The 25,639-nt window shown below is 69.7% G+C and carries 27 protein-coding genes and 4 tRNA genes; 9 read left to right on the top strand and 22 right to left on the bottom strand.

All coding sequences use genetic code 11. From position 1 onward, the window contains the following. Positions 1 to 3: 3 nt before the first annotated feature. The 7 genes from ACIBW9_RS19500 to ACIBW9_RS19470 form a co-directional block, all read right to left on the bottom strand. On the bottom strand, positions 4 to 873 hold the full coding sequence (locus ACIBW9_RS19500; protein WP_398956601.1) for a DUF1396 domain-containing protein: 870 nt from the start codon (positions 871 to 873) through the stop codon (positions 4 to 6). Positions 874 to 983: 110 nt separating this feature from the next. Continuing rightward, on the bottom strand, positions 984 to 1,916 hold the full coding sequence (locus tag ACIBW9_RS19495; protein WP_398956600.1) for a hypothetical protein: 933 nt from the start codon (positions 1,914 to 1,916) through the stop codon (positions 984 to 986). 139 nt (positions 1,917 to 2,055) lie between these two features. Beyond that, positions 2,056 to 2,781: a 50S ribosomal protein L1 gene (rplA, locus tag ACIBW9_RS19490; protein ID WP_115906465.1), complete on the bottom strand. Its 726-nt coding sequence runs from the start codon at positions 2,779 to 2,781 to the stop codon at positions 2,056 to 2,058. A gap of 82 nt (positions 2,782 to 2,863) precedes the next feature. Then, the gene (gene rplK / locus ACIBW9_RS19485; protein WP_115906466.1) at positions 2,864 to 3,298 is read right to left on the bottom strand and encodes a 50S ribosomal protein L11; all 435 of its coding nucleotides are present in this window, start codon (positions 3,296 to 3,298) and stop codon (positions 2,864 to 2,866) included. Between the two features lie 169 nt (positions 3,299 to 3,467). Beyond that, complete coding sequence (gene nusG / locus ACIBW9_RS19480; protein ID WP_398956597.1) at positions 3,468 to 4,292, bottom strand: transcription termination/antitermination protein NusG; 825 nt, start codon at positions 4,290 to 4,292, stop codon at positions 3,468 to 3,470. Between the two features lie 80 nt (positions 4,293 to 4,372). Next, positions 4,373 to 4,660: a preprotein translocase subunit SecE gene (gene secE, locus ACIBW9_RS19475; protein WP_398956595.1), complete on the bottom strand. Its 288-nt coding sequence runs from the start codon at positions 4,658 to 4,660 to the stop codon at positions 4,373 to 4,375. Positions 4,661 to 4,768: 108 nt separating this feature from the next. Next, positions 4,769 to 4,841, bottom strand: a tRNA-Trp gene (locus ACIBW9_RS19470). A 283-nt stretch (positions 4,842 to 5,124) separates the two neighbouring features. On the opposite strand from ACIBW9_RS19470, the gene ACIBW9_RS19465 reads away from it, so the two are divergent. Both ACIBW9_RS19465 and ACIBW9_RS19460 read left to right on the top strand, forming a co-directional pair. Beyond that, positions 5,125 to 6,351, top strand: coding sequence for a pyridoxal phosphate-dependent aminotransferase (locus tag ACIBW9_RS19465; RefSeq protein ID WP_398956592.1), 1,227 nt, complete (start codon positions 5,125 to 5,127; stop codon positions 6,349 to 6,351). Positions 6,352 to 6,467: 116 nt separating this feature from the next. Then, complete coding sequence (locus ACIBW9_RS19460; RefSeq protein ID WP_398956590.1) at positions 6,468 to 7,508, top strand: adenosine deaminase; 1,041 nt, start codon at positions 6,468 to 6,470, stop codon at positions 7,506 to 7,508. Here ACIBW9_RS19460 and ACIBW9_RS19455 read toward each other — a convergent pair. After that, complete coding sequence (locus tag ACIBW9_RS19455) at positions 7,453 to 8,160, bottom strand: hypothetical protein (protein WP_398956589.1); 708 nt, start codon at positions 8,158 to 8,160, stop codon at positions 7,453 to 7,455. The genes ACIBW9_RS19460 and ACIBW9_RS19455 overlap by 56 nt on opposite strands. Before the next feature lie 54 nt (positions 8,161 to 8,214). Continuing rightward, positions 8,215 to 8,826, bottom strand: a complete 612-nt coding sequence (locus ACIBW9_RS19450) for a TetR/AcrR family transcriptional regulator (RefSeq protein ID WP_398956587.1) — start codon at positions 8,824 to 8,826, stop codon at positions 8,215 to 8,217. A gap of 104 nt (positions 8,827 to 8,930) precedes the next feature. On the opposite strand from ACIBW9_RS19450, the gene ACIBW9_RS19445 reads away from it, so the two are divergent. Then, positions 8,931 to 9,563, top strand: a complete 633-nt coding sequence (locus ACIBW9_RS19445) for an NAD(P)-dependent oxidoreductase (protein WP_398956585.1) — start codon at positions 8,931 to 8,933, stop codon at positions 9,561 to 9,563. A 46-nt stretch (positions 9,564 to 9,609) separates the two neighbouring features. On the opposite strand, the gene ACIBW9_RS19440 is transcribed toward ACIBW9_RS19445, so the two are convergent. The 8 genes from ACIBW9_RS19440 to ACIBW9_RS19405 form a co-directional block, all read right to left on the bottom strand. Beyond that, on the bottom strand, positions 9,610 to 10,665 hold the full coding sequence (locus ACIBW9_RS19440; RefSeq protein ID WP_398956583.1) for a UDP-N-acetylmuramate dehydrogenase: 1,056 nt from the start codon (positions 10,663 to 10,665) through the stop codon (positions 9,610 to 9,612). A gap of 767 nt (positions 10,666 to 11,432) precedes the next feature. Further along, positions 11,433 to 12,875 carry a DHA2 family efflux MFS transporter permease subunit gene (locus ACIBW9_RS19435; protein ID WP_398956581.1) on the bottom strand — a complete coding sequence of 481 codons (1,443 nt, stop codon included), beginning with the start codon at positions 12,873 to 12,875 and terminating at the stop codon, positions 11,433 to 11,435. Between the two features lie 114 nt (positions 12,876 to 12,989). Next, positions 12,990 to 13,559, bottom strand: a complete 570-nt coding sequence (locus ACIBW9_RS19430) for a TetR/AcrR family transcriptional regulator (protein WP_398956579.1) — start codon at positions 13,557 to 13,559, stop codon at positions 12,990 to 12,992. Between the two features lie 154 nt (positions 13,560 to 13,713). After that, positions 13,714 to 14,142, bottom strand: a complete 429-nt coding sequence (locus ACIBW9_RS19425) for a MaoC family dehydratase (RefSeq protein WP_398957622.1) — start codon at positions 14,140 to 14,142, stop codon at positions 13,714 to 13,716. An 8-nt stretch (positions 14,143 to 14,150) separates the two neighbouring features. Then, entirely contained in the window at positions 14,151 to 14,603 is a 453-nt protein-coding gene (locus tag ACIBW9_RS19420) for a MaoC family dehydratase N-terminal domain-containing protein (protein WP_344403656.1), read from the bottom strand. 214 nt (positions 14,604 to 14,817) lie between these two features. After that, the gene (gene rpmG / locus ACIBW9_RS19415; protein ID WP_003948671.1) at positions 14,818 to 14,982 is read right to left on the bottom strand and encodes a 50S ribosomal protein L33; all 165 of its coding nucleotides are present in this window, start codon (positions 14,980 to 14,982) and stop codon (positions 14,818 to 14,820) included. A gap of 89 nt (positions 14,983 to 15,071) precedes the next feature. Further along, positions 15,072 to 15,144, bottom strand: a tRNA-Met gene (locus ACIBW9_RS19410). 46 nt (positions 15,145 to 15,190) lie between these two features. Beyond that, positions 15,191 to 15,263: transfer RNA gene (locus tag ACIBW9_RS19405), tRNA-Thr, on the bottom strand. A gap of 255 nt (positions 15,264 to 15,518) precedes the next feature. On the opposite strand from ACIBW9_RS19405, the gene ACIBW9_RS19400 reads away from it, so the two are divergent. Both ACIBW9_RS19400 and ACIBW9_RS19395 read left to right on the top strand, forming a co-directional pair. Next, a complete protein-coding gene (locus ACIBW9_RS19400; RefSeq protein WP_398956577.1) occupies positions 15,519 to 16,826 on the top strand; it encodes an amidohydrolase family protein in 1,308 nt (435 codons plus the stop codon). Positions 16,827 to 17,435: 609 nt separating this feature from the next. Then, positions 17,436 to 18,092, top strand: a complete 657-nt coding sequence (locus ACIBW9_RS19395) for an NAD(P)H-binding protein (protein ID WP_398956575.1) — start codon at positions 17,436 to 17,438, stop codon at positions 18,090 to 18,092. 71 nt (positions 18,093 to 18,163) lie between these two features. On the opposite strand, the gene ACIBW9_RS19390 is transcribed toward ACIBW9_RS19395, so the two are convergent. After that, positions 18,164 to 18,376: a hypothetical protein gene (locus tag ACIBW9_RS19390; protein WP_398956573.1), complete on the bottom strand. Its 213-nt coding sequence runs from the start codon at positions 18,374 to 18,376 to the stop codon at positions 18,164 to 18,166. Between the two features lie 245 nt (positions 18,377 to 18,621). On the opposite strand from ACIBW9_RS19390, the gene ACIBW9_RS19385 reads away from it, so the two are divergent. Then, a complete protein-coding gene (locus tag ACIBW9_RS19385) occupies positions 18,622 to 21,099 on the top strand; it encodes an MFS transporter (RefSeq protein WP_398956571.1) in 2,478 nt (825 codons plus the stop codon). A 215-nt stretch (positions 21,100 to 21,314) separates the two neighbouring features. On the opposite strand, the gene ACIBW9_RS19380 is transcribed toward ACIBW9_RS19385, so the two are convergent. Beyond that, a tRNA-Tyr gene (locus ACIBW9_RS19380) sits at positions 21,315 to 21,396 on the bottom strand. Between the two features lie 232 nt (positions 21,397 to 21,628). Here ACIBW9_RS19380 and ACIBW9_RS19375 point away from each other — a divergent pair. Next, entirely contained in the window at positions 21,629 to 22,117 is a 489-nt protein-coding gene (locus ACIBW9_RS19375) for a YajQ family cyclic di-GMP-binding protein (RefSeq protein ID WP_030945172.1), read from the top strand. Between the two features lie 130 nt (positions 22,118 to 22,247). On the opposite strand, the gene ACIBW9_RS19370 is transcribed toward ACIBW9_RS19375, so the two are convergent. Beyond that, positions 22,248 to 22,514 (bottom strand): GlsB/YeaQ/YmgE family stress response membrane protein, encoded by a 267-nt coding sequence (locus ACIBW9_RS19370; RefSeq protein ID WP_344403650.1) that lies wholly within the window; start codon positions 22,512 to 22,514, stop codon positions 22,248 to 22,250. 155 nt (positions 22,515 to 22,669) lie between these two features. Here ACIBW9_RS19370 and ACIBW9_RS19365 point away from each other — a divergent pair, with 155 nt between their 5' ends. Further along, positions 22,670 to 23,920, top strand: coding sequence for an APC family permease (locus ACIBW9_RS19365; protein ID WP_398956568.1), 1,251 nt, complete (start codon positions 22,670 to 22,672; stop codon positions 23,918 to 23,920). Positions 23,921 to 24,105: 185 nt separating this feature from the next. Here the strand turns inward: ACIBW9_RS19365 and ACIBW9_RS19360 are convergent, their stop codons facing one another. Together ACIBW9_RS19360 and ACIBW9_RS19355 are read right to left on the bottom strand one after the other, a co-directional pair. Beyond that, positions 24,106 to 24,672, bottom strand: a complete 567-nt coding sequence (locus ACIBW9_RS19360) for an SMI1/KNR4 family protein (protein ID WP_398956566.1) — start codon at positions 24,670 to 24,672, stop codon at positions 24,106 to 24,108. 122 nt (positions 24,673 to 24,794) lie between these two features. Continuing rightward, positions 24,795 to 25,115 carry a YccF domain-containing protein gene (locus ACIBW9_RS19355; protein ID WP_398956564.1) on the bottom strand — a complete coding sequence of 107 codons (321 nt, stop codon included), beginning with the start codon at positions 25,113 to 25,115 and terminating at the stop codon, positions 24,795 to 24,797. 88 nt (positions 25,116 to 25,203) lie between these two features. Here ACIBW9_RS19355 and ACIBW9_RS19350 point away from each other — a divergent pair, with 88 nt between their 5' ends. Beyond that, a complete protein-coding gene (locus tag ACIBW9_RS19350) occupies positions 25,204 to 25,605 on the top strand; it encodes a YccF domain-containing protein (RefSeq protein WP_398956562.1) in 402 nt (133 codons plus the stop codon). The last annotated feature ends 34 nt before the right edge of the window (positions 25,606 to 25,639 follow it).

The following is a 25,639-nucleotide window of genomic DNA, read 5'->3' as shown; positions in this document are numbered from 1 at the left end:
GGGTCAGCTCTGGGCGCCCTTCATCATCGCGGCGAGGTCGGCGGTGTCCTTGGCCGGCGGGGCCGTGACCTGCACCGGCTTGTTGATGTCGAGGAACGTGAAGGTCAGGTCGAGCGGTCCCTTGTCGGCCTCGCCGCGCATCCGGAACTGCTTGGTGTGGTCGTCGCCGTCGATCCACATGTCCATGGTGAACGCGTCGACGCCCATCTTCTCGAACTGGTCGAGGCTCTTCTCACGCTGTTCCCGGACGGTCGTGTTGACGGTCTTGTCCTTCTCCTTGAGCGAGGCCTTGAGCTCGGCGACGGTGACCTTGCCCTCGTAGTGGGTGGTCTTCACGCCCTCGACGGTCTCGGTGCCGACCTTCTTCACGTTCTTGGAGCCGGTGAGGAAGGTGGAGTTGGCCGCCGGGTTCTGGTTGGCCTGGCCGGCGCCCAGCTGATCCGCGTTCAGCCCCTTGCCGCCGCCGAGCGCGGACATGTCGAGCTTGATCCAGCTCTTGCCGTCCATCTCCTTGGCCATGGAGGCGTTCCCGCCGATGTACATGGCCTTGCCGACGAGGCGGATCTCGACGGGGCCCTCGGTGGCCTGGTCCGGGGCCGTCATCTTCATGCTCATGGCCAGCGGCTTCATGCTCATGGCCGCCTCGGCGGTGACCCGTCCCTCGCCCGGGACCTTGCCCTTCATCCGGTAGTGGACGGACTTGATCTCCTCGCTGTTCTTCGCCGCCCTGGCGACGGCCGCCGCCGGAGTCATCGCGGGCGACTCGGCGGAGTCGCTCTTCTGACAGCCGACCGCTCCGCCGGCGAGCAGCAGGGCCGCGAGCCCGGCCCCCGTCGCTTTACGGCGCGCTGAAACGCGTACGGAAGTCCTCATTGATTCCCCCCATGGAATGCATGGCTGATACACAGTAAGGAGGCGAGCCTAACCTCAGGAGGCTGCGGGAGTCTTCCGTATTCCCCGGGACATCAGCAGCCCCCGCGGCCTCAGGAGCTGCTGCCGGATCCGCTCGCGGTGTCGCTGCTGCCCGGTGTCCAGCCCTGCTTCTTCATCAGCTGCGTGAAGTCCTCGGTGTCGCTCGCGGGCGGCTCGGTGGCAAAGACCTTCACGCCGTAGTCGCTGTAGTACGCGGTCTGGGTGTACTCCCCGGCCGACATACGGCCCTTCTCGACCTTCTTGACCAGGAGGTTCTGGTCGTCGACCCAGATGTCGACGGACTCGGTGCTGACACCGGCCTGGGTGAGCTGCTTCTTCAGGCCGGCGAGCTGGCTCGCGGTGAGGTTGGAGTTCTTGCGGGCGAGGTCGGCGACGTCCACCGTGCCCGCATAGTGCGTGGTGTCGACGCCGCGCACCTTCTCGGTGCCGACCTTCTTGACGTCCCCGGAGGCCAGCAGCAGCTTCACCGACTGGTTGGGGGTCGTGTTCTGCATCTGGTCCTTGAGGTACGCGCCGGAGCTGCCGCCGAGCGCGGCGAGGTCCGCGTAGCCGTACCGGAGCCAGTGCTTGCCGCCCGCCTGCCGGGCGAACTTGTCGCCCATCTTCGCGTAGTAGGCGTCGGGCAGATAGCGGGCCTCCATCGACGTGGTGCCGAGCCGGCGCATGGTGTCCGCGATGGTGCCGCCGGTGTACGTGATGGTCATGTTGCCGGTGAGACCGTCCGCCCAGCGCAGGGCTCCGTTGCCCGTCATGGACATCAGGGAGCCCATGGTGGTCGTGGACTCCACCTTCGCCGAATCGGCGCCGTCGGTGGACTTCTCGGCGGTGCGCAGGGCCGCTATGGGGCTGACGTGCGTCACGCCCTTGCCGGAGGCCCCCTCGCCCTTGCCGGAGGAGCCCGGGGAACTGCAGGCGGCCACGCCCGACAGCGCGGTCACCGCTGCGATCGAAAGGCTCACCCGGCGCACGGTCGTGCTCTTCATCGGTCCCCCACCCCTATGCGATTGCTGTGCCCCGACGCTAACGCAGAGCACTGACACCCGTCCGGGAAAAGGGACGAGCCCCGCACCACTCAGGTTGCGGGGCTCGTGGAAAAACGCGTACGCGCGACTGCCGTCAGGATCAGACGGCGGCCGGGTCCTCCTCGACGAGGAGGTTGCGGGTGCGGTTCGGGTCGACCGGGATGCCGGGGCCGATCGTGGTGCTGATCGCGGCCTTCTTGATGTAGCGACCCTTGGCGGCGGACGGCTTCAGACGGAGGATCTCCTCCAGCGCGGCGCCGTAGTTCTCCACCAGCTTGCTGTCGTCGAACGACACCTTGCCGATGATGAAGTGCAGGTTCGAGTGCTTGTCGACGCGGAACTCGATCTTGCCGCCCTTGATGTCGTTGACGGCCTTCGCCACGTCCGGGGTCACGGTGCCGGTCTTGGGGTTCGGCATGAGACCGCGGGGACCGAGCACACGGCCGAGACGGCCGACCTTGCCCATGAGGTCCGGGGTGGCGACGACGGCGTCGAAGTCCAGGCGGCCCTTCGAGACCTCGTCGATCAGTTCGTCGGAGCCGACGATGTCGGCGCCCGCGGCCTCCGCGGCCGCAGCACGGTCACCGGTCGCGAAGACCAGGACCCGGGCGGTCTTACCGGTGCCGTGCGGAAGGTTCACGGTGCCACGGACCATCTGGTCGGCCTTGCGCGGGTCGACACCCAGACGGAAGGCGACCTCGACGGTGCCGTCGAACTTGGTCGTGGAGGTCTCCTTGGCGAGACGGACGGCCTCGAGCGGGGCGTAGAGCTTCTCCCGGTCGACCTTGGCGTCCGCAGCGCGGAGAGACTTGCTGCGCTTGCTCACTACTGCTCCTGTTGATTCTTAGGAGTCGTGGTCCGGGCCGAGCAGGCCCTGCCACTTCTGCTGATGTACGGGGGGTTGGGACTCAGCCCTCGACCGTGACGCCCATGGAGCGCGCGGTACCGGCGATGATCTTCGCGGCGGCGTCCAGGTCGTTGGCGTTGAGGTCGGGGAGCTTGGTCTGGGCGATCTCGCGGACCTGCGCCTCGGTGATCTTGGCGACCTTGGTCTTGTGCGGCTCGCCGGAGCCCTTCTCCACACCCGCGGCCTTGAGGATCATCTTGGCGGCCGGCGGCGTCTTGGTGATGAAGGTGAAGGAACGGTCCTCGTAGACCGTGATCTCCACCGGGATCACCCAGCCACGCTGCGACTCGGTCGCGGCGTTGTACGCCTTGCAGAACTCCATGATGTTGACGCCGTGCTGGCCCAGCGCGGGGCCGACCGGCGGAGCCGGGTTCGCCGCACCGGCGTTGATCTGGAGCTTGATGAGCCCCGTGACCTTCTTCTTCTTGGGAGGCATTGCTCTCCGGGTCCTTTCGATTGAGGCGTGCCCCCACCCGGGTCGCGTCCCGGATGAAGGCATACCGCACAACGATAACGGGTATAGATGCGCGGCTAAAAACCGAGCAGGTCAGGCGGCCGCTCGAGCGTTCGCCTGACCTGCGCGGAAGCGGTCCGTCCAGAAGCTGCTAGTTCTTCTGGATCTGGTCGAACGAAAGCTCGACCGGCGTCTCGCGGCCGAAGATCTCCACCAGACCCTTGACCTTCTTCGAGTCGGGGTTGATCTCGTTGATGGTCGCCTGCAGCGTGGCGAAGGGGCCGTCGGTGACGGTGACCGAGTCGCCGACCTCGAAGTCCAGCACCTGGACCTCGACCTTGCGCTGCGGAGCGGGCTTGCCCTCGGCCTCGGCGGCCTCGCGGGCGGCCTTCTCCTCGGCCTCCGGGGCGAGCATCTTGACGATCTCGTCCAGGGTCAGCGGGTACGGGTCGTAGGCGTTGCCCACGAAGCCGGTGACGCCGGGGGTGTTGCGGACGACACCCCAGGACTCGTTCGTCAGGTCCATGCGGACCAGGACATAGCCCGGGAGCTTGTTCTGCTTGATCGTCTTGCGGTCGCCGTTCTTGATCTGGACGACCTCTTCCTGCGGCACCTCGGCCTGGAAGATGTAGTCCTCGACGTTCAGCGAGACGGCGCGCTGCTCCAGGTTGGTCTTCACGCGGTTCTCGTAGCCGGCGTAGGTGTGGATGACGTACCACTCGCCGGGCAGGGAGCGCAGCTCCTCGCGGAGGGCCTCGACCGGGTCGACCGGCTCGGACTCCTCCTCCGCGATCTCTTCCTCGGCGGTCTCGTCCTCGTCCACGACCTGCAGGGCGGCCTCCTCGGCCGGCTCCCCCGCCTCGGCCTCGGCAGCCTCGAACTCGTCCTGCTCGTCCGCGCCCTCGACGATGTCGAGCTCGTCGTCCACGGACTCGTCCGGCTCGATGGCGTCGTCGTTCAGGTTCGTGTCAGACACGGTGGCTGCTTCTTCCTGGATACATAGGGGTGGAACATGCGAAAGGGGCGCCGGGTACCTCGGCGCCCTTCGCTCTCGGCTCAGCCGAAGACGTACTTGGCCGCGTGGTTGAGCCCATAGTCAATCACGGTCACCAGGGCGATCATGACGGCGACGAAGAAGATCACCACGGTGGTGTACGACGTCAGCTGGTTGCGCGTAGGCCAGACGACCTTGCGGAGCTCGGCGATGATCTGGCGGTAGAAGAGGGCAAGCCTCTTGAACGGACCCTTCTTGGCCCGCTTACCGCCCTTGCGGGCCTTCTTCTTCGACTCCTGCGCCTCGTCCTGGGCGTCAGGCGTGTCGATGGAGCCCACGGCGTCCGCCATTCGTCCTCACCTGTTCCCGGGTCGTGGCCGTGCCGCGCCCGGTCTGAGCCGCACGGCGTTGCATTGCTGTACGTACATGCGCACACATCCTGGCGAAGGTGTGTGTAGCAGGGCCGGAGGGACTTGAACCCCCAACCGCCGGTTTTGGAGACCGGTGCTCTACCAATTGAGCTACGACCCTTTGTGTGTCCCCCAACGTACCGCATCCGACCGGGTGCTCGGTGTGCACCGCCTGCGGCGCGGCTGCTGATGGCCAACGAGGTGAGAGTGTACGTGGTCCGGAGCGCATCGTCGAACAGAAAGCGCCCGTAGGGGCCTTGGCGGAGGAAGATCGCCGGAAAACCGATGGAAGATCACCCAGGCCACCGGCTGATTCCGGACAGGTGTTCAGTGGCCGACCCACACATGTTCAGTACGTGAAACCCGCGTGCCGGGGCCGTTTCCGGTCTGAAACGATGGGCCCCATGAGCGCTGCAACCCCTCCCACCGAGCGCCGGGTCTCCGCCCGAGTCGGCGCGATCTCCGAGTCCGCCACCCTCGCCGTGGACGCCAAGGCCAAGGCCCTCAAGGCCGCCGGGCGTCCGGTGATCGGCTTCGGCGCCGGTGAGCCCGATTTCCCGACCCCGGACTACATCGTCGAGGCGGCCGTCGAGGCCTGCAAGAACCCGAAGTACCACCGGTACACCCCGGCCGGCGGTCTGCCCGAGCTGAAGGCCGCGATCGCCGCGAAGACTCTGCGCGACTCCGGCTGGGAGCCCGACGTCTCGCAGATCCTTGTCACCAACGGTGGCAAGCAGGCCATCTACGAGGCCTTCGCCGCGATCCTCGACCCGGGCGACGAGGTCATCGTCCCGGCGCCGTACTGGACGACGTACCCGGAGTCGATCCGGCTCGCGGGCGGTGTTCCGGTGGAGGTCGTCGCCGACGAGACCACCGGCTACCGCGTCTCGGTCGAGCAGCTCGAGGCCGCCCGCACGGAGAAGACCAAGGTCGTCCTGTTCGTGTCGCCGTCCAACCCGACCGGCGCGGTGTACTCCGAGGCCGACACCGAGGCGATCGGCCGCTGGGCCGTCGAGCACGGCCTGTGGGTGCTGACCGACGAGATCTACGAGCACCTGGTGTACGGCGACGCGGTCTCCGTGTCCCTGCCCGCGCTGCTGCCCGAGCTGCGCGACAAGTGCATCGTGGTCAACGGTGTCGCGAAGACGTACGCGATGACGGGCTGGCGCGTGGGCTGGGTCATCGGCCCGAAGGACGTCGTCAAGGCCGCCACCAACCTGCAGTCGCACGCCACGTCGAACGTGTCGAACGTCGCCCAGGTCGCGGCGCTGGCCGCCGTCTCCGGCGACCTGGAGGCCGTCGCGACGATGCGCGAGGCCTTCGACCGGCGGCGCAAGACCATCGTGCGGATGCTCAACGAGATCGACGGCGTGGTCTGCCCGGAGCCCGAGGGCGCCTTCTACGCGTACCCCTCGGTCAAGGGCCTGCTCGGCAAGGAGATCCGCGGCAAGCGGCCGCAGGACACCGTGGAGCTGGCCGCGCTGATCCTGGAGGAGGCCGAGGTCGCGGTCGTCCCCGGCGAGGCCTTTGGCACACCGGGTTATCTGCGGCTGTCGTACGCCCTGGGTGACGAGGATCTCGTCGAGGGTGTCAGCCGGATCCAGAAGCTGCTGGCGGAGGCGCAGGACTGACCTGTGCGGACGGATGCGGACCCCCTCGTGCGAGGGGGTCCGTTTTTTCGTGCGAGCAAGACCACGTACGGGGAATCCGCTTCCGGGACGGCTGGGGCGTACGGCAGGATCCTCGAATGGAGCGTGTACGTGATGTCTCTGAGCTGCCGAAGGCCCATCTGCATCTGCACTTCACCGGGTCGATGCGGCCCACCACCGTGCTGGAGCTGGCCGACAAGCACGGTGTGCGACTGCCCGACGCCCTGACCGAGGCGCTGACCAGCGGGGAGCCGCCGAGGCTGCGGGCGACGGACGAGCGGGGCTGGTTCCGCTTCCAGCGGCTGTACGACGCGGCACGCTCGTGCCTGAGGGAGCCCGAGGACATCCAGCGTCTGGTGCGGGAGGCCGCCGAGGAGGATCTCAAGGACGGCTCGGGGTGGCTGGAGATCCAGGTCGACCCGACCTCGTACGCGCCCCGTCTGGGCGGTCTGATCCCGGCGCTGGAGATCATCCTGGACGCGGTGGAGACGACCTCGAGGGAGACCGGGCTCGGGATGCGGGTGCTGGTCGCCGCGAACCGGATGAAGCATCCTCTGGACGCACGGACGCTGGCCCGGCTGGCGGTGCGGTACGCGGACCGTGGTGTGGTCGGCTTCGGGCTGTCCAACGACGAACGCCGGGGCATGGCGAGGGACTTCGACCGGGCGTTCGCGATCGCCCGCGAGGGCGGGCTGCTGTCGGCGCCGCACGGCGGGGAGCTGACGGGTCCTTCATCGGTACGGGACTGTCTCGACGACCTGGACGCGAACCGGATCGGGCACGGGGTGCGTGCCGCGGAGGACCCCCGGCTGTTGAGGCGGCTCGCGGAGCGGGGTGTGACGTGCGAGGTCTGTCCCGCTTCGAACGTGGCGCTGGGCGTGTACGAGAAGCCGGAGGACGTTCCGCTGCGGACGCTGTACGACGCCGGTGTGGCGATGGCGCTGGGCGCCGACGACCCGCTTCTGTTCGGTTCCCGGCTGGCCGCGCAGTACGAGATCGCCCGTCAGGCCCACGGTTTCTCGGACGCCGAACTCGCCGAGCTGGCCCGCCAGTCGGTCCGGGGCTCGGCCGCCCCGGAGGACGTCAGGGCACGGCTGCTGGCCGGCGTGGACGAGTGGCTGGCCCGCCCGGCGGCCTGAAGTGGGCATAGGGCGGATATGCCTTGAAGCAGATCAGCACCTCGACCGGATGCCCACCGCCGGGCGGGTCGTCCAGGGGGCAGATCGATCCCATGTACGCCGTGCGCCCCTCGCCGACACCCTTCTGAAGCGGCCCGTGGCCCGCCGCATGGGCGAGCCGGACCGCGGTGTCGGCGAACAGGTCGCGGTCACCGAAGAAAAAGAGCGTACGCGCGTGCGTGGCGTGCCTCAGCGCGTCCCGGGAACCGGTCCGCTCCTGGCGTGTGCACCACGCGGCGGCGTCCCGCGCGGTGCGCGCCTCGTCGGTGCGGACGGTGAGCGGGGTGCCCTGCCGTAGTCTGCGCCGCAGTTCCGGCCACTGGCCCGCGCGCAGGCCGAGGCCGTGGTGGACCAGGACGAGGTCCACCAGTTCGCCGACGCCCTCGTCGGGCGGCACGCCGTCGCGCAGCGGCACATGGACGATGGTGCGCGGGGAGCAGGCGGCGAAGGAGAACAGGCCCGACAGCCTGCTCAGTCCGTCGTGGTCACCGAGCAGCAGGCCGATGGGGTCGGGAGCGCGCAGGGAGGTGTGCCGCAAGGGGTGCCGGGGCTGGACGACGCGGTAGGCGTGTGGTCCGGTGCGGGGTCGGAACTCGCGCAGCCTCAGCCGCATACGGTGCTCTGCGAGGCGGCCGTCCGGGTGCTTGTCATGCGCCCAGCGTGAGGGTCACGCGCGCGTGGGCGCAACGGAGATTCCGCCGAGCAGTGTCCTCGCGAGCCGTGCGGCGAACGCGTCGACCGGCGGCCGCTCCCCCGTGCCGGTCATGTCGTAGGCGAACGCGCGCTGTGCGCAGGCGCCCAGCAGGAGGGAGGCGGCGGCGAAGGTGTCGGCGTCGGCGCGGACGCGGCCGAGGGCCTGTTCGGCTCGCAGGTAGGCGTCCAGGTCCTCGATGGGCCGGTGCGGGCCGGCGCCGAGGGTGCGCAGGGCGTCGTCGTGGCGCCGTTTGAGCTGGGGCTCGGCGTACAGGGACGCGGCGATCGGGAAGCTCTGCTCGTAGAAGAGCGCGGCCTGGCGGGCGATCTCTGTGAGGTTGCCCTCCAGGGTGCCCTGTCCCGGTTCGGCGGTGAGGGCGGCCAGGAGCGGGGTGAGCCGGGGCAGCCGCTCGGCGAGCACACGCACGAACAGCTCCTCCTTGCTCGCGAAGTACTTGTAGAGGGCCGCTTCGGAACAGCCGGCCGCCCGGGCGATCTCCTTGGTGGTGGTGCGGGCGAGTCCGACGGTGAGCATGAGCTCGTGGGCGGCGTCGAGGATGCGGACACGCGCCGGCTTCGGCTCCATGGGACGTCCAATCGGGCTTGACGAGTGAGTGAGTGATTACCCACTCTAGGAGGAAGCAGGGGTGAGTGAATACTCACCCACCCATCCCGAGTACGGGAGCACTCATGAACCTCACCGTTTTCGGCGCCACCGGCGGCATCGGCCGGGAGATCGTGCGTCAGGCCCTCGGCGCCGGCCACCGGGTGACCGCCGTGGTCCGCGATCCGGCCCGGCTCGACGTCACGGGGGACGCACTGGAGGTGTTCCGCGCCGACCTCACCGACCCCGACGAGTTGCGTGCCGCCGTCAGCGGCCGGGACGCCGTCCTCTCCGGCCTGGGCGCACGCAGCCGCAAGGACGCCGGGGTCGCCACCCGGCTGACCCGTACGGTGCTGCGGGCCATGGAGACCGAGCGCGTACGACGGCTGCTCGTGGTCAGCGCCGCTCCCGTCGGCCCGGCGCCTGACGGCGACGGCGCGTTCGACCGTGCGATGCGCGGTGTGGTGTCGGCCGTCCTGAAGGACATCTACACCGACCTGCGCGGCATGGAGGACGAGCTGGCCCGCAGCGGCACGGACTGGACGTCCGTACGGCCACCGCGGCTGCAGAACAAGCCGCTCACCGGCCGCTATCGCACCGTCGTCGGCGGCTTCCCGCGCAAGGGCCGCTTCATCGCACGCGCCGATGTCGCGCACGCCATGCTGGCGATGATCGACGACGCGGGGACGGTGAAGCAGGGGGTGGGGCTGGCGTACTAGGCGTACGCCCTGTGCCCTGTCCGTCCGCCCGGCGGACGGGCCGGCGCTACAGGCTGACGCCGACCGTCACCGGCTCGTTGACCAGGGTGATGCCGAACGCCTCGTGGACGCCGGTGACGACCTCTCGGGCGAGCGCCAGCAGGTCCTCCGTGGTGGCGTCGCCGCGGTTGGTGAGGGCGAGGGTGTGCTTGGTGGAGATGCGGGCGGGGCCCGTGCCGTATCCCTTGGTGAAGCCCGCCTTGTCGATCAGCCAGGCCGCGGAGGTCTTGGTGTGTCCTTCGCCCGCCGGGTAGGCGGGGGGCTCGACGCCCTCGCCGAGCCGTTCCTGCACACGCGCGTGGAAGGCGGCGAACTGCGCGTCGGTGAGGATCGGGTTGGTGAAGAAGGAACCGGCCGACCAGGTGTCGTGGTCCTCGGGGTCCAGGACCATGCCCTTGCCGGCGCGCAGTTTGAGGACGGTCTCGCGGGCCGCTGCGAGGGGGACGCGGTCGCCGGGTTCGACGCCGAGGGCGCGGGCCGTCTCGGCGTACTTGACGGGGCCGGAGAGGCCGTCGGCGTCCTCCAGTTCGAAACGGACGCGGAGGACGACGTAGCGCTCGGGGTCGGCCTTGAAGCGGCTGTGGCGGTACGAGAAGGCGCAGTCGGCGTTCGGGACGGTGACCGTCTCGCGGGTGTGGCGGTCGTAGGCGATCACCTCGGTGATGGTCGAGGAGACCTCCTGGCCGTACGCGCCGACGTTCTGGATGGGGGTCGCGCCGGCCGAGCCCGGGATGCCGGCCAGGCACTCGATGCCGGCGAGTCCGGCTTCGACGGTGCGGGCGACGGCGTCGGTCCACACCTCGCCGGCGGCGAGTTCCAGGCGGGTGCCGTCGAGGTCGAAGCCCTTGGTGGCGATGACGAGTGCGGTGCCGGGGAAGCCCTTGTCGCCGATGACCAGGTTGGAGCCGCCGCCGATCAGCAGGAGCGCGGTGCCGGTGTCGTCGGCCTCGCGGACCGCTGCGATCACCTCGGCGTCGGTGGTGGCGGTGATCAGCCGGGTCGCGGGACCGCCCAGCCGGAAGGTGGTCAGCGGGGCGAGGGGGGCGTCGTGTCGTTCCTGCACGGGCTCAAGGGTACGAGACGGGGGGTGGGCGGGTGGGGTGCGGATGCCTGCGGCGCTTTGGCGGGGTGCGGGTGCCTGCGGCGCTTTGGCGGGGTGCGGGTGCCTGTGCGGTTTTGCGGTGTCGGCTGGGTCTGCGTGCCTGCGGCGCATGTGCGGCTTCGGTGGGGGGTTCGGCCTGCGGCGCTTGTGCGGTTGTCTGGTGGATGCCTGCGGCGCCTGTGCGGTTGTCCGGTGCGGGTGCCTGCGGCACCTATGCGGTTGTCCGGTGCGGGTGCCTGCGGCACCTATGCGGTTGTCCGGTGCGGGTGCCTGCGGCGCCTGTGCGGTTGTCCGGTGCGGGTGCCTGCGGCACCTATGCGCCTTCGGTGGGGGTGCGGGTAGCGCCTGTGGTCGGCGGGTGGGGCGGGGCCGCGCCGGGGGTGTCCGTCCTCGGTCCGGCGGTTGCTGGAGCTGCGGCCGTGCTCGGGGTGGACGCCGACCGGTGCGGGCGGAACACCCCTGTCCCGTCCCCTTCCCGCCGTACGCGACTGCGGGTGCGCACCTCGGCTCCTCCGCTTCTCCGCCGCCGCTGCGGGCAGTCGTGCCGCTGAGGGCGGCACGGGTGGGCCCAGCGGCGCCCCGCAAACGCGGGCAGTCGTGCCGCTGAGGGCGGCACGGGTGGGCGCAGCGGCGCCCCGCAAGCGCGGCTGAGCGACCCCGCCCCGGGTTCCGGGCGCCGGGCGTGCGCAGTGGCCCCGCCCTTACGGACGGGGCCACGGTGGTGGGGGTCAGCCTGCGATCGGCTCGAGTGCCGGAGTCGGTTCGTCCGCCGGGGTCGGCGCGGTGGCTTCGGTGGCGCGCCGCCTGGGGATCAGCAGCGCCGCCAGAGCGGCGAGCGCAACGACCGCGGACCCGGTCACCAGCGCCGGCTGCAGGCCGTCGACGAAGCTCTGCGCGGACTCGTAGCCGCCCTGCGCCGAGAAGATCGACGACATGATCGCGATGCCGAGCGCACCGCCCACCTCGCGCAGCGCGTTGTTGGCCCCGGAGGCGATGCCCTGCTCCTTGGCGCGGACACTGGACATCACCAGGTTGGCGGCCGGCGCGAAGTACAGCCCCATGCCGATGCCGCTGATGATCAGGGCGGGCAGTTGGGCGGTGTAGGAGACGCCGGGCGCCACCACGGAGGCCATCCAGCCGAGGCCGACGGCCTGCAGGAACAGGCCGGTGGCGACGACGGGGCGGCCGCCGATGCGGTCGGACAGGATGCCGGCGATCGGCGCGGCGATCATCGGCATGCCGGTCCAGGGCAGCATGCGCAGGCCCGCCTCGGTGGGCGAGTAGCCGAGGACGCCCTGCATGAACTGGCTCAGAAGGAAGATCGAGCCGAACATTCCGAGGAACATCAGCAGGCTCGCGGCGTTGATGCCGGAGAAGGCGCGGGAGCGGAACAGTCGCATCGGGAGCATGGGGTTCTTGGCGCGCAGGCTGTAGCCGACGAACGCTGTGAGCAGCGCGGTTCCGGCGAGGAGACCGGTCAGGACCAGGGGGGCGGTCCAGCCGTCGGAGGGGCCGCGTACCAGGCCGTAGACGATCCCGAAGAGGCCGCCGCTGGCGAGCAGGGTGCCGGGTATGTCGAGCGGGGCGCCGGTGCCGTACGACTCGTCGAGGCGCAGGCGGGCCAGCGGCAGCAGGGCGAGGCCCAGCGGGACGTTCAGCCAGAAGATCCAGTGCCAGGAGACGTGCTCGGTGAGGCTGCCGCCGATCAGCGGGCCGGAGGCGACGGCGAGGCCGTTGACGGCTCCCCAGATGCCGTACGCCATCCCGCGCTTGGCGGCGGGCACGGCAGCCGTGAGGAGGGTGAGCGTCAGGGGCATCATGATCGCGGCGCCCACGCCCTGCACCGCACGGGCGGCGATCAGGGAGTTGATGCCGGTCGCCATGGCCGCGGCCGCGGAGGCGCCGGTGAAGACGGTGAGGCCGGCGAGGAAGAGCCGGCGGCGGCCGAACCGGTCGCCGAGCGCCGCGCCGAACATCAGCAGGACGGCGAAGGTGAGGGTGTAGGCGCTGACGGTCCATTCCAGGTCGCCCAGCGCTCCTCCGAGGTCCTTTCGGATAGAGGGCAGGGCGGTGGTGACGACGAGGTTGTCGAGGGCCGCCATGAATCCGGCGACGCTGGTGATGACGAGGGCCCAGACGGTTCCCCCGCGACGTGCGGTCTGCTGTGACATCGCTCCCCCAGAGGGTGATCAGTCGCTCAATAGGTCTGTTTGGTTAGTTATTGATGACTAACTTTCACGGGCAAGAAAAGGCGGTTGCGGCGCCTTTCCCGCGGAGTACGTGGACTACTTCTCCAGACGGCCTTCCAGCCGTGCCTCGGGATACAGCCCCTCCCAGACTCGATGCTCGGGAGGAAAACCCATGGCCACCAGGCAGTTGATGAGCATCCCGTACGCCATGAACGTCGTCGTTCCGTCGATGTCGGCACCCAGCGGCAGATGGACCGTGTCCCACAGCCGCATCCATCCGTTGCGCACCGCCTCGCCGAGCTCGTGGTCACCCGCCTGCTCGGCGGCGCCCACGGTGACGTACATCTGCATCTGCATGAGCAGCCGCTCGGGCTGCTCGGCGATGACCTTGGTGTACGCGTTCGCCATGGCGCGCAGGGCTTCTTCGCCCTCCAGCCCCTTGGCGGCCTCCTCGAAGGTGCGGATGGTGTCCTCCATGCACCGCTGCGCCACAGCGAGGAAGAGTGCCTTCTTGCCCGGGAAGAGCCGGAAGAGATACGGCTGCGAGACACCGACCCGCTTGGCGATCGCCTCGGTCGACGTACCGTAGTAGCCGCCGCGGGCGAACTCCGTGGTCGCCGCTCGAATGACGCTCTCGCGCCTCTCTTCTGCGCTCATCCTGACCATGCGAGTAAGTTAGTACTCAATCACTAACTAAGTCAAGCCCGTGTCGGAACCTTCCTCGGCGCGCGAGACGTTGTCGCAGGCAGGGGGCCCACATGCCAGTAAAGGGCGCCCTCCACGGAGAGCACCCCTTACAAGCAGTACGATTCGCACACCCTCAGGCCAGCCGTACGACCGCCCGTGACATGCCCAGCACCTTCTGTCCGGCGCTGGTCGCCGTGAGGTCCACGCGGACCGTGTTGTCGTCGAGCTTGGCGGCCACCTTGGCGCTGACCTCGATGAGGGCGCCCTGGGCGTCGTTGGGCACGACGACGGGCTTGGTGAAGCGGACGCCGTACTCGACGACCGCGCCCGGGTCGCCGGTCCAGTCGGTGACCACCCGGATCGCCTCGGCCATGGTGAACATGCCGTGGGCGATGACGTCCGGGAGGCCCACCTCCTTGGCGAACTTCTCGTTCCAGTGGATGGGGTTGAAGTCCCCGGAGGCGCCGGCGTACTGGACGAGCGTGGCGCGGGTCACGGGGAAGGTTTGGGCGGGCAGTTCGGTGCCGACCTCGATGTCGTCGTATGCGATCTTCGCCGTCATGTTCTCGCTCACGCCTCCTCTGCCGCGCGCGCGACCAGCTTCGTCCAGGCGGTCACGACGTGCTCGCCGGCCTCGTCGTGGACCTCGCCGCGGATGTCCAGGATGTCGTTGCCCGCCATGGACTTGATCGCCTCGATGGTGGAGGTGACGGTGAGGCGGTCGCCGGCGCGGACGGGGCGGACGTAGGAGAACTTCTGGTCGCCGTGGACGACCCGGCTGTAGTCCAGGCCGAGCTGGGGGTCCTGGACGACCTGTCCGGCCGCCTTGAAGGTGATCGCGAAGACGAAGGTCGGCGGCGCGATGACGTCGGGGTGGCCGAGTGCCTTGGCGGCCTCCGGGTCCGTGTACGCGGGGTTGGGGTCCCCCACCGCCTCGGCGAACTCGCGGATCTTCTCGCGGCCCACCTCGTAGGGCTCGGTGGGCGGGTAGCTCCGCCCCACGAAGGACTGGTCGAGCGCCATGGCTCGGCACCTCCTGTGTCTGCCTGCTGACTACTGAACTACTGACTGCCGGCCGTCGGCCGCCTGGTTCCTGGCTGCGCTGGTGGCTGCTGTGGGTGTACGCCGGACAGCTGTTCCGGGCGACTGTGATCGGGCGGAACCGGCCGGTAACCGGGGGTGAAACGCCGCGAGGCCGCCCCCCGCTGGTGGGGACGGCCTCGCGTACGAGCCTGATTTATCGCGTCTCGCGGTGCGCGGTGTGCGCGTTGCAACGCGGGCAGTGCTTCTTCATCTCAAGACGGTCCGGGTTGTTGCGCCGGTTCTTCTTGGTGATGTAGTTCCGCTCCTTGCACTCCACGCAGGCCAGCGTGATCTTCGGGCGGACGTCGGTGGCAGCCACGTGAGTGCTCCTTGACGAACGGATGGGACGGTTTAACGCATAGAAGAGTAGCCGATCGAAGGACCGACCCCGCAATCGGCTACTGTCAGTAGCGGTGACCGGACTTGAACCGGTGACACAGCGATTATGAGCCGCTTGCTCTACCGACTGAGCTACACCGCTGCGATGCGATCCGTTCCCGTCTTGCGACGGGAACCTCACACACCAGAGCCCCAATACGGAATCGAACCGTAGACCTTCTCCTTACCATGGAGACGCTCTGCCGACTGAGCTATTGGGGCGAGCGATGAAGACATTACACGCTCGGCCGCCGTTCACCCAAATCCGTTTCGCGGCCCCCGTCCCGGCCTGTTCCACAGGCGGCCCGGGCCCCATTCCCGGCTCTCCCAGGAGCCACTGAGGCCGCTGCGATACGGCGGACCACACCGGTACGACTATTGCGCTCCTCCCCGACGCGGGCGGATCGCCACCCTAGGCTCGACTCACTCTGCGTGATCTTGCGTTCCCCTGCGCAGCCCCCGAGCCCCTGGAGTGCGATGCCCGACAGCCAGCCGCAGCCACCCCACTCGTCGTCCTCGTCCTCGGGCTCGTCGTCCTCATCGGGGTCCTCGGGTTCTCCGGGGTCCTCGGGACGCGTGGGCGACCCGGCCGCCCTGCTGCTGTGCGGGGCCCGGCTGACCGACGGCCGGACCGTGGACGTGCGGCTGAGCGGCGGGCGTATCGAGGCGGTCGGCACGGCCGGAAGCCTGGCTGCCGGGGGGGCACGGGACTGCGGCATGCGCGTGGATCTCAGCGGCTATCTGCTGCTGCCGGCCCCGGCCGAACCGCATGCGCACGGGGACACCGCGCTGTCCGCGGAGGACGACGGTCCGGCCTCGTACGAGCCCCAGGACGTCCAGCGCCGGGCCACCGAGGCGGCGCTGTTGCAACTGGGGCACGGGGCGACCGCGCTGCGGGCACATGTGCGCGTGGGCGACGTCCAGGGGCTGGGCGCGCTGGGTGCCGTACTGCAGGCGCGGCGTTCGCTGCACGGGCTGACGGAACTGACGACGGTGGCGATGCCGCGCATGCTGACCGGCGTGGCCGGGGCGGACGGGCTGGCGATGCTGCGGGACGCCCTGAAGATGGGCGCCTCCGTGGTGGGCGGCTGTCCGGACCTGGATCCGGATCCGACCGGGTACGTCGAGGCGGTGCTCGAGGTCGCCTCGGAACACGGCTGTCCTGTCGACCTGCACACGGACGCCGCCGATCCGGCCCGTCTCGCCCGCATCGTCGCGATGGCCGGGGGGCTGCGGCCCGGGGTGACGCTCGGGCCGTGCGGCGGTCTCGGCCGGCTGCCCGCCGAGACGGCGCGGCGCACCGCCGACCAGCTGGCGGCGGCCGGGGTGACGGTGGTGTGTCTGCCTCAGGGCGGCTGCGGCGGCACCGACCGGCGCGACACGGCTCCGGTACGGCTGCTGCGGGCGGCCGGCGTACGGGTGGCCGCGGGCAGCGGCGCCCTGCGCGACGTGTCGAACCCGGTGGGGCGCGGGGACCCTTTGGAGGCGGCCTATCTGCTGGCCTCCCGGTACGGGTTGCGGCCCGAGGACTCGTACGACGCGGTGAGCACCTCGGCGCGGTCGGCCATGGGGCTGCCGGAGGTACGGGTGGAGGCGGGTTTCCCGGCGGAGCTGCTGGCCCTGCGCGGCGACCGGCTGGCTGGGGCGTTGTCGCTGGCGTACAGCCGCATCGTGGTGCACCGGGGGCGGGTGGTGGCGCGGACGAGCGCGGTACGGGAGTACTGCAACTCGGCCGCGGCGGCGGAGCTGGGGTTGCCTCGGCAGGGGCGGGGGGAGTTGTCGTGAGGGGTTGGGTGGGGGTGCGCCAGCGGGAGTGGGGGTGGGGGCGTTTGTTTGTGGGGGTGTGAGAGGTGGGGCGCACGCGTCGCGGGGGCGCGAGAGGTGGGCGCACGCGTCGCGGGGCGCGCGCCATGGGAGTGCGTGTTGTCGGGATGTTGCGGCCGTGGTGAGGGAACCCGGCGGCTGTGGCAGGGAGTCTCGGCGGGCGTGGTGAGGAATCCCGGCTGGCGTTGAGGGGCGTGCTGGGGGCGCGTGTAGGCGTTGAGGGCGGTTGGTACGGGGCTTGTGCGCGAGGCGCACGCGGGCGCACTCCGGGCGGGTGCGCCTGCCGGGTTGGGCGCTGTGCTCCGATCCGCTGGCGGGGGCGGTGCGGAGTCACGCCCTCGGTTCGGGCGACGGAAACGCGTGCCGGCGGAGCCCCTTCCGAGGTGTTGCACAAGGAGTGAGCGGGCAGCGTGGGCCTCAGCTACGTGCGCCGGGAGCGCATGGTCAGAGCGCGCGCTCGGGGCTCACGCGCCCAGCGCGCACCCTCCGTCTGCGCGCTCCGCGTGCGCACCCTGAGGCATGGCTCAAGTCGTGCGGCGGACGCGGCCGTCCGGGCGTACGGTCGGAAACATGCGCATTGTCATCGCTGGTGGTCATGGTCAGATCGCGCTGCGGCTGGAGCGGCTGCTCGCTGCGCGCGGAGATGAGGTCGCGGGGATCATCCGTCACGCCGAACAGGGCGACGACCTGCGGGAGGCCGGTGCCGAACCGGTTCTGCTCGATCTGGAGTCGGCCTCGGTCGAGGAGGTCGCGGCGCATCTGCAGGGCGCCGACGCGGCGGTGTTCGCAGCGGGTGCGGGTCCTGGCAGCGGGGCGGCCCGCAAGGACACGGTGGACAAGGGGGCGGCGATCCTGTTTGCGGACGCGGCGGTTCGGGCGGGCGTACGACGACATGTGGTCGTCTCCTCGATGGGTGCCGACCCCGCGCACCAGGGGGACGACATCTTCGACGTGTACCTGCGTGCGAAGGGTGAGGCCGATGCGTACGTGCTGCGGCAGGACGCCCTGGACACGACGATTCTGCGGCCCGGGATGCTGACCAACGACGCCGGCACCGGCCTCGTACGGCTGGAGGCGCACACCGGCCGCGGCTCCGTCCCCCGCGACGACGTGGCCGCCGTACTGGCGGAGTTGGTGGAGACCCCGGCGACGGCAGGACTGACCCTGGAGCTTGTCAGCGGATCGGCGCCGGTGTCGGTCGCGGTGAAGTCGGTGGCCGGGAACTGAGGGTGGGCGGCGAGGGATGCCGGAGAAGGGAGCGGCTTGAGAGGCTTCCGCTGGGTTTGCTGTAAGTCCTTTTAGAACAGCGGCAGTTGGCCGGGCATCTCCGGGACGACGTATCCGTCCGGTGACGGCTGCACCGCGTCCAGTTGTGCCTGGCGTCGCGAGCCGGGGCAGGAGACGAGTACGCCGTTCTCGCGCGCACCGGGCGGGTCGTGGCGAGCGAACCGTCCGGCGACGACGGCGATCTCGCGACGGCATTCGGGGCAGCGTCTGCGGCGAGTGGACATGGGGTCAGTGTGCCCCGGACTAGGGCGTGTTGTGCGCGGGGCGCACGCTCCGGCCCGCATGAACCTCGCGCGCCGTCGGGTGGCCGATGGAGCCACCCGCCCCCCGACCCCCTGCCCCGCAGTCGCCCCGAAGCCTTCACTGGGGCGCCACGAAATCCGTCCACACTTGCTTAAGTCAATCAACCGATTTACTTTAAGGAGGGTCTCCCCCACACCCGATGCCCTTGCCCACGGAGGCCCGACCCATGTCCCACGCCCTTCCCCGACCCGCCGACAACGGGGTGGTCTCCGCAGCGCCGCGGGCCAATGCCGTCGTAGCGGTCCTGGCCTTCGGCGGGATCGTGGTCTCGCTGATGCAGACCCTGGTGATCCCGATCGTCCCGGAGCTGCCGAAACTCCTCAACGCCCCGGCGTCCGACACCGCCTGGGCCGTCACCGCCACACTGCTCGCCGCCGCCGTGGCCGTCCCGATGATGGGCCGACTGGGAGACATGTACGGCAAGCGCCGCATGCTCCTGGTCAGTCTGGTCCTGCTGGTCGCGGGATCGGTCACCGCAGCGCTCAGCGACTCCCTGGCGCCGCTGATCGTCGGGCGGGTGCTGCAGGGCACGGCGAGTGGGGTGATCCCGCTCGGCATCAGCATCATGCGGGACGAACTGCCCGCCGAACGGCTCGGTTCGGCCACCGCTCTGATGAGCGCCTCGCTGGGCGTCGGCGGCGCTCTGGGCCTGCCCGCTGCCGCCCTCATCGCGGACCACTTCGACTGGCACGTACTTTTCTGGAGCTCGGCCGGCATGGGTGCCGTGGCGCTCCTGCTGGTGCTGTTCGTCGTCCGCGAGTCCAAGGTCCGCACGGGCGGCCGCTTCGATGTCCTCGGCGGCCTCGGCATGGCGGTTGGCCTGGTCTGCCTGCTGCTCGGCATCTCCAAGGGCGGCGACTGGGGCTGGACCGGCGGCACCACCCTCGGCCTGTTCGGGGCGGCCGTCGTGGTGCTGGCGCTGTGGGGCTGGTACGAGCTGCGCACCGAGCAGCCGCTGGTCGACCTGCGCACCACCGCCCGCCGTCAGGTACTGGTCACCAACCTCGCCTCGATCGCCCTCGGCTTCGGCATGTTCGCGATGTCCCTGGTGCTTCCGCAGCTTCTGCAGTTGCCTGAGTCGACCGGCTACGGTCTGGGCAAGTCGCTGCTGACCGCCGGTCTGGTCATGGCCCCCTCCGGCCTGGTGATGATGGCGATCGCCCCCGCCTCGGCCGCCCTTTCCAAGGCCAGGGGCCCGAAGGCCAGCCTGATGCTGGGCTCGCTGATCGTGGCAGTCGGCTACGGCCTGCAGATCCTCCTGATGTCCGAGGTCTGGCAGTTCGTCCTGGTGTCCTGCGTCATCGGTTCCGGTATCGGCTTCACGTACGGCGCCATGCCCGCCCTCATCATGGGCGCCGTGCCCCCGTCCCAGTCGGGCGCCGCCAACAGTCTCAACACCCTGATGCGGTCCATCGGCACGTCGACCGCCAGCGCCGTCGCCGGCGTCATCCTGTCGCAGATGACCACGGACCTGGGCGGGGCCCCGCTCCCCTCGGAGAACGGCTTCAAGACCGTTCTGGCCATCGGCGGTGGAGCAGCGCTGCTCGCCTTCGCCGTCGCGTCCTTCATTCCACGGCATCGGGCGACTGCGGCTGGGGGCGACTCCGCGTCCGAGGAGAGGGCTGTCTCCGAAGGCACGTCCGCTACGGCGACAGCCCTTGCGTCTGCTACGACGCCGTCCGCGCCCGGGGGCGGGAAGGACGCCCCCGGGCCAGCCGAGGAGGGCGCGCCGGGACGGACCGCGGCGGCGGCTCCGGCCGCGATCGGGGAGGGTGCGCCCGGTCTGTCGGCCGCGCGCTCGGACGGGTCCTCGTCCAGGCCCGCGTCCTCATCGGCTTCCAATGCGTCCGCCGGGCCTGACAGGGCGAGCGGCTCCGCCAGCGGCGGAATCCCGGTAAGCGGGCATGTCCTGGGGGCGGAGCGGGTCCCGGTGGCAGGGGCCGCGCTGACGCTCATCTCGCTCGGCGGGAAGCAACTGAGCCAGTCGGTCTCAGGAGCCGACGGTTCCTACGGTGTCGACGCGCCCGCCGCCGGTTCGTACGTCCTGATCGCCTCCGCCGACGGCTTCCAGCCACAGGCCTCGACACTCGTCGTCGCCGACAGGCCGGTCTCGTACGACGTCCTGCTGAGCGGCACGAGCGGCCTCGCCGGGTCGGTGCGGTCGGCCGACAGCGGGGCACCGGTCGCCGACGCCGTGGTGATCGTGACCGATGTGCGCGGGGAGGTGCTGACCACCGGACGGACCGACGGGCTGGGCGAGTTCACGGTCACCGACCTGGTGCCGGGGACGGTGACGCTCGCCGTCAACTCCGCCAAGCACCGCCCGCTGGCCCTGCCCGTCGAGATCGGCGGCGCGGGCACCACCCGCATCGAGGTCGAGCTCCGGCCCGGCGCCCATGTCCGGGGCACGGTACGCGGAGCCGGCGCCCCACTGAGCGACGCCCGGGTCACCCTGGTGGACGCCGCGGGCAACGTGGTCGCCACGACCCGGACCGGGCACGACGGCGCATACGCCTTCTCCGACCTGGACAGCGGCGCGTACACGGTCATCGCGACGGGCTATCCGCCGCATGCGGCCACGGTGACGGTACCGGGCGGCGGCACGGACGACCACGACATCGAACTTGCACACAGCGGGGAGTAGTTGCGCCTGCGGCAGTGCGGGGGTACATCCGTCTTCCCACAGCCCGAACGACAATCTGGGCCCACCGTGAGTCACGGCCGCATGGACACCTTGAGCGGAGGAGTTCGTGCGGCCGTCGCTCTTGGTGGCGTGATGGTGTGATGACGAAGGCAACACATGAAGAGACCCCCTTTGATCTGCGTTTCCGCAGATCAAAGGGGGTCTCTTCATCAAAGTGGCGGCGCCAGGATTCGAACCTGGGAAGGCTGAGCCGGCAGATTTACAGTCTGCTCCCTTTGGCCGCTCGGGCACACCGCCGGGTTTGCTGCCGTTCGAACCGCTTTTCGGCGGTGCTCCCTGGCAACGACGTAAACAATACCCGATGCCGAGGGGTGCTTCGCCACCCGATTGATCTGCGCCCCGAGCACGACGGGTGGCTAGGCTTGTCCGGATGCGGCCCGGACCACGCCGGGCTCGGCGCCCGCCCCCACGTACGCCGATACGCCCCCGTACGCACCCCATCACGCACCGATACAAGGAGCCACAGGACATGGCCGACTCCAGTTTCGACATCGTCTCGAAGGTCGAGCGGCAGGAGGTCGACAACGCCCTCAACCAGGCCGCCAAGGAGATCTCGCAGCGCTACGACTTCAAGGGCGTGGGTGCCTCGATCTCGTGGTCCGGTGACAAGATCCTCATGGAGGCCAACTCCGAGGACCGGGTCAAGGCCGTCCTCGACGTCTTCCAGTCCAAGCTGATCAAGCGCGGGATCTCACTGAAGGCGCTGGACGCGGGCGAGCCCCAGCTCTCGGGCAAGGAGTACAAGATCTTCGCGTCGATCGAGGAGGGCATCTCCCAGGAGAACGCGAAGAAGGTGGCGAAGATCATCCGCGACGAGGGCCCCAAGGGCATCAAGGCGCAGGTGCAGGGCGACGAGCTGCGCGTCAGCTCGAAGAGCCGTGACGACCTGCAGGCCGTGATCGCGCTCCTGAAGGGCAAGGACTTCGACTTCGCGCTGCAGTTCGTGAACTACCGGTGAGCCACTGGTTCACCGTTGTCGGCTGACAGTCACCGGCCGGCGGCTGCCAGTCCACGAGGAAGGGTGGGCACCTGGCCGGTGCCCACCCTTCTCGCCTGCTGGCTGCGGTCCGGGGCGTTCTCGGTCGTGCTCAGTTGCGCGAGTTGCCGAACAGGATGCGGTAGACGATCAGGAGCACGAGTGAGCCGCCTATCGCCGCGGCCCATGTCGCGCCGTCGTAGAAGTTCTTGGTGATCGGATGGTCCAGCCAGCGCGCCGAGATCCAGCCGCCGATGAAGGCACCCGCGATGCCGATGAGAGTCGTGCCGATGAAGCCGCCCGGGTCTCTGCCCGGCAGCAGGAACTTGGCAATGGCTCCGGCCAACAGCCCCAGGATGATCCAGCTGATGATGGTCATGCCGTGAACCTGCCCTTCCGCACTGTGGCTGCACTTTCCAGACAGTGAGATTTCGGTCAAGATCCGCTGCGCGCCGCGTGCTTGTTCCGGCTCTGTCGATGAACAGGACGTCGCAGCGGCACTCCTCGGTTGCGGTGATCAGTAGGGTGCGGGACATGGCATCGACCGGTACTGCTTCCGAACTGCGGCGCACGCTGGGCGTGGGCGACGCCGTCGTCATCGGGCTCGGCTCGATGGTGGGGGCGGGGATCTTCGCCGCCCTGGGACCCGCGGCGCGTGCGGCCGGGTCCGGGCTGCTGATCGGCCTCGCCGTCGCCGCCGTCGTCGCCTACTGCAATGCCATGGCGTCGGCGCGGCTGGCCGCTCTGTATCCGGCCTCGGGCGGCACATATGTGTACGGGCGTGAGCGGCTCGGCCCGTTCTGGGGTTATCTCGCGGGCTGGTCGTTCGTGGTCGGGAAAACTGCCTCCTGTGCGGCGATGGCGCTCACCGTCGGGGCGTACGTCTGGCCGGGGCAGGCGCATGCCGTGGCGGTCGCTGCCGTGGTGGCACTGACTGCGGTGAACTACGGCGGTGTTCAGAAGTCCGCGTGGGTCACGCGGGTGATCGTGGCGGTGGTGCTGGCTGTCCTCGCTTCCGTCGTGGTGGTGTGCCTGGGGTCCGGGGCGTCCGACGCGGGGCGCCTGGACGTCGGCACCTCGGGCGGTGTGGGCGGGGTGCTGCAGGCGGCGGGGCTGCTGTTCTTCGCGTTCGCCGGGTACGCGCGCATCGCGACCCTGGGCGAGGAGGTTCGGGATCCGGCGCGCACCATCCCGCGCGCGATCCCCTTGGCTCTGGGCATCGCGCTGGCGGTGTACGTGTGTGTGGCGGTGGCTGTGCTTTCCGTGCTGGGGGCCGGCGGCCTCGGGGGTGCGGGTGCTCCGCTGGCCGACGCGGTGCGGGCGGCCGGCGTGCCGGGGCTGGTTGCGGTGGTGCGGGTGGGGGCCGCCGTGGCGGCGCTTGGTTCGCTGCTCGCCCTGATCCTCGGCGTCTCTCGGACGACGCTGGCCATGGCCCGCGACCGGCACCTTCCCGGCGCGCTGTCGGCCGTGCATCAGCGCTACGGGGTGCCGCATCGGGCCGAACTGGCCGTGGGCGCAGTGGTGGCCGCCCTGGCCGCCACGGTGGACGTACGGGGTGCGATCGGTTTCTCCTCCTTCGGTGTGCTGGCGTACTACGCCGTGGCCAATGCCTCCGCTTGGACGTTGAGTTCGGCCAAGAGGGCTCGGCTGTTGCCTGCGATGGGTCTTCTCGGGTGCGTGGTACTGGCGTTCTCGCTGCCGGCGGTTTCGGTGGTCGTGGGCGCGGGAGTGCTGACGTTGGGTGTGGGCGTGTACGGCGTGCGGCGACGGGTGGCTGCGCGGTAGCGCACTGAAACGGACACCAGTTGGGGCGGGCGGGCACCTGATCAAGGCTTCCGGCCCAGGGGTGGGCATGTCCGGCCGTCAGGGCCGGGGGCAGAGCGCGTTCTTCCTGCTGTGGTCTCGCGGGATCTCCGCAGGTGCCGTACTAGAGGGTTCGCTGCACTGTCGTATGCACGATGTCGCGGCTGCTAGGACGCTCGTGCCGCCGTGGTGCGTATGCGGAAGTCGGTCCAAGGGGTCATCTGGAGTTCCTCGTTCGTCTTCTCGTACCAGCCCGTGCCGTCCGCCCAGGACGTCAGCCAGGCCGTGAGGCTGGGGGCGTCGACGTGCCAGGCGTGGTCGGCATCGTCGGCGTTCGGCTCGAAGAGGAGGACCGGGGCCTCCGCGGTGCGGCAGTCCACGCTCGCGTACATCGCGCATCCCCAGTGGGATATCGGCAGGACGCCTTCGGGCCAGGACCAGTCGGGGTCCCTGCGGGCGCTCTCGCGGTTGGTGAGGTACCGCATTACGGCGGCGGGCTCGTCGGCGGGCGGGCTGTCGAGGAGGGACAACAGGCCGTACTCCGGGCCGAATCCGCCGTCTCCTATGCGCAGGTAGAGATCGGCGAGCAGCGGAGGCAGGGGGAAGCCCAGGGCGGTCTCGGCCCGGGTCGGCGTGGACGCGTCGACGGGCTCCGGGAGTGAAGGCCAGCCCCACGGGCGGGTGTTGTGCGCCTTGGCCGACACCCGTGCCAGCAACTGCTCGTTCTCGGTCATGGGTTCATGATGCAAGGCGCCACTGACAATCGGTCGGGCCTGTGGACAACCTTCGAGCTGTGGAAAACCTGGTCACTCAGATGGGGGGCGAGCGGGCCGACCCTGCCCTTGGTCCCAGTCGGTCAGCGAGTGGCGAACGGCTGGTCCGTCGGCACGATTTCGCGGCCGAGCGGCAGCAGCGAGACCGGGATCAGCTTGAAGTTGGCGATGCCGAACGGGATGCCGATGATCGTGATGCACAGGGCGACGCCCGTGACGATGTGCGTGAGCGCGAGCCACCAGCCCGCGAGGATCAGCCACAGGACGTTGCCGACGCAGGAGGGCGCACCGGCGTCGCGGCGCTCGACCGTCGTGTACCCGAAGGGCCACAGGGCGTAGACACCGATGCGGAACGCCGCGATGCCGAACGGGATCGTCTTCGGACGTTCCCAATCACGCCACAAGGCCGTTGCGGTTCCGCCTGAGGGCCTGACCTGCTGATACTGGTCTAGGCAGGCAACGCTCGCGACGCAACCTGGAGAGGTCCCGATCATGAAGGTGCTCAACCTGCTGTTGAACCTCCTGTGGCTGATCTTCTGCGGTATCTGGATGGCTCTCGCCTACACACTCGCTGCGCTGATCTGCTTCGTCTTGATCGTCACCATCCCGTTCGGCATCGCTTCGCTGCGTATCGCTGGCTTCGTGTTGTGGCCGTTCGGTCGGACCACTGTGGAGCGGCCAGACGCCGGAGCGCCGTCGTTCGTCGGGAACGTGATCTGGGTGATCTTCGCGGGATGGTGGCTGGCGTTGGGGCACCTGCTCACTAGCATCCCCTTGTTCCTGTCGATCGTTGGCATCCCCTTCGGGTGGGCCAACCTGAAGTTGATCCCAATCTCACTTATGCCCTTGGGACGAGACGTGGTTTCAACAGATCAGGCCTTCGGCGGGCGATAGCCTTTATCTGATCGGTGGTCACCGCAGCCCCGAT

Origin of the sequence: Streptomyces sp. NPDC049541 (assembly GCF_044465725.1) — a bacterium.
In the GTDB taxonomy this organism is placed as follows: Bacteria; Actinomycetota; Actinomycetes; order Streptomycetales; family Streptomycetaceae; genus Streptomyces.
This window is presented reverse-complemented; position numbering and strand designations above follow the sequence as displayed.

Bases quoted from the DNA above. Each gene is read 5' to 3' on its own strand.
- ACIBW9_RS19500 (WP_398956601.1), bottom strand. From the start codon at position 873: ATGAGGACTTCCGTACGCGTTTCAGCGCGCCGTAAAGCGACGGGGGCC.
- ACIBW9_RS19495 (WP_398956600.1), bottom strand. From the start codon at position 1,916: ATGAAGAGCACGACCGTGCGCCGGGTGAGCCTTTCGATCGCAGCGGTG.
- rplK (WP_115906466.1), bottom strand. From the start codon at position 3,298: ATGCCTCCCAAGAAGAAGAAGGTCACGGGGCTCATCAAGCTCCAGATC.
- secE (WP_398956595.1), bottom strand. From the start codon at position 4,660: ATGGCGGACGCCGTGGGCTCCATCGACACGCCTGACGCCCAGGACGAG.
- ACIBW9_RS19465 (WP_398956592.1), top strand. From the start codon at position 5,125: ATGAGCGCTGCAACCCCTCCCACCGAGCGCCGGGTCTCCGCCCGAGTC.
- ACIBW9_RS19460 (WP_398956590.1), top strand. From the start codon at position 6,468: ATGGAGCGTGTACGTGATGTCTCTGAGCTGCCGAAGGCCCATCTGCAT.
- ACIBW9_RS19455 (WP_398956589.1), bottom strand. From the start codon at position 8,160: ATGCGGCTGAGGCTGCGCGAGTTCCGACCCCGCACCGGACCACACGCC.
- ACIBW9_RS19450 (WP_398956587.1), bottom strand. From the start codon at position 8,826: ATGGAGCCGAAGCCGGCGCGTGTCCGCATCCTCGACGCCGCCCACGAG.
- ACIBW9_RS19445 (WP_398956585.1), top strand. From the start codon at position 8,931: ATGAACCTCACCGTTTTCGGCGCCACCGGCGGCATCGGCCGGGAGATC.
- ACIBW9_RS19435 (WP_398956581.1), bottom strand. From the start codon at position 12,875: ATGTCACAGCAGACCGCACGTCGCGGGGGAACCGTCTGGGCCCTCGTC.
- ACIBW9_RS19430 (WP_398956579.1), bottom strand. From the start codon at position 13,559: ATGGTCAGGATGAGCGCAGAAGAGAGGCGCGAGAGCGTCATTCGAGCG.
- ACIBW9_RS19425 (WP_398957622.1), bottom strand. From the start codon at position 14,142: ATGACGGCGAAGATCGCATACGACGACATCGAGGTCGGCACCGAACTG.
- ACIBW9_RS19420 (WP_344403656.1), bottom strand. From the start codon at position 14,603: ATGGCGCTCGACCAGTCCTTCGTGGGGCGGAGCTACCCGCCCACCGAG.
- ACIBW9_RS19400 (WP_398956577.1), top strand. From the start codon at position 15,519: ATGCCCGACAGCCAGCCGCAGCCACCCCACTCGTCGTCCTCGTCCTCG.
- ACIBW9_RS19395 (WP_398956575.1), top strand. From the start codon at position 17,436: ATGCGCATTGTCATCGCTGGTGGTCATGGTCAGATCGCGCTGCGGCTG.
- ACIBW9_RS19390 (WP_398956573.1), bottom strand. From the start codon at position 18,376: ATGTCCACTCGCCGCAGACGCTGCCCCGAATGCCGTCGCGAGATCGCC.
- ACIBW9_RS19385 (WP_398956571.1), top strand. From the start codon at position 18,622: ATGTCCCACGCCCTTCCCCGACCCGCCGACAACGGGGTGGTCTCCGCA.
- ACIBW9_RS19375 (WP_030945172.1), top strand. From the start codon at position 21,629: ATGGCCGACTCCAGTTTCGACATCGTCTCGAAGGTCGAGCGGCAGGAG.
- ACIBW9_RS19370 (WP_344403650.1), bottom strand. From the start codon at position 22,514: ATGACCATCATCAGCTGGATCATCCTGGGGCTGTTGGCCGGAGCCATT.
- ACIBW9_RS19365 (WP_398956568.1), top strand. From the start codon at position 22,670: ATGGCATCGACCGGTACTGCTTCCGAACTGCGGCGCACGCTGGGCGTG.
- ACIBW9_RS19360 (WP_398956566.1), bottom strand. From the start codon at position 24,672: ATGACCGAGAACGAGCAGTTGCTGGCACGGGTGTCGGCCAAGGCGCAC.
- ACIBW9_RS19350 (WP_398956562.1), top strand. From the start codon at position 25,204: ATGAAGGTGCTCAACCTGCTGTTGAACCTCCTGTGGCTGATCTTCTGC.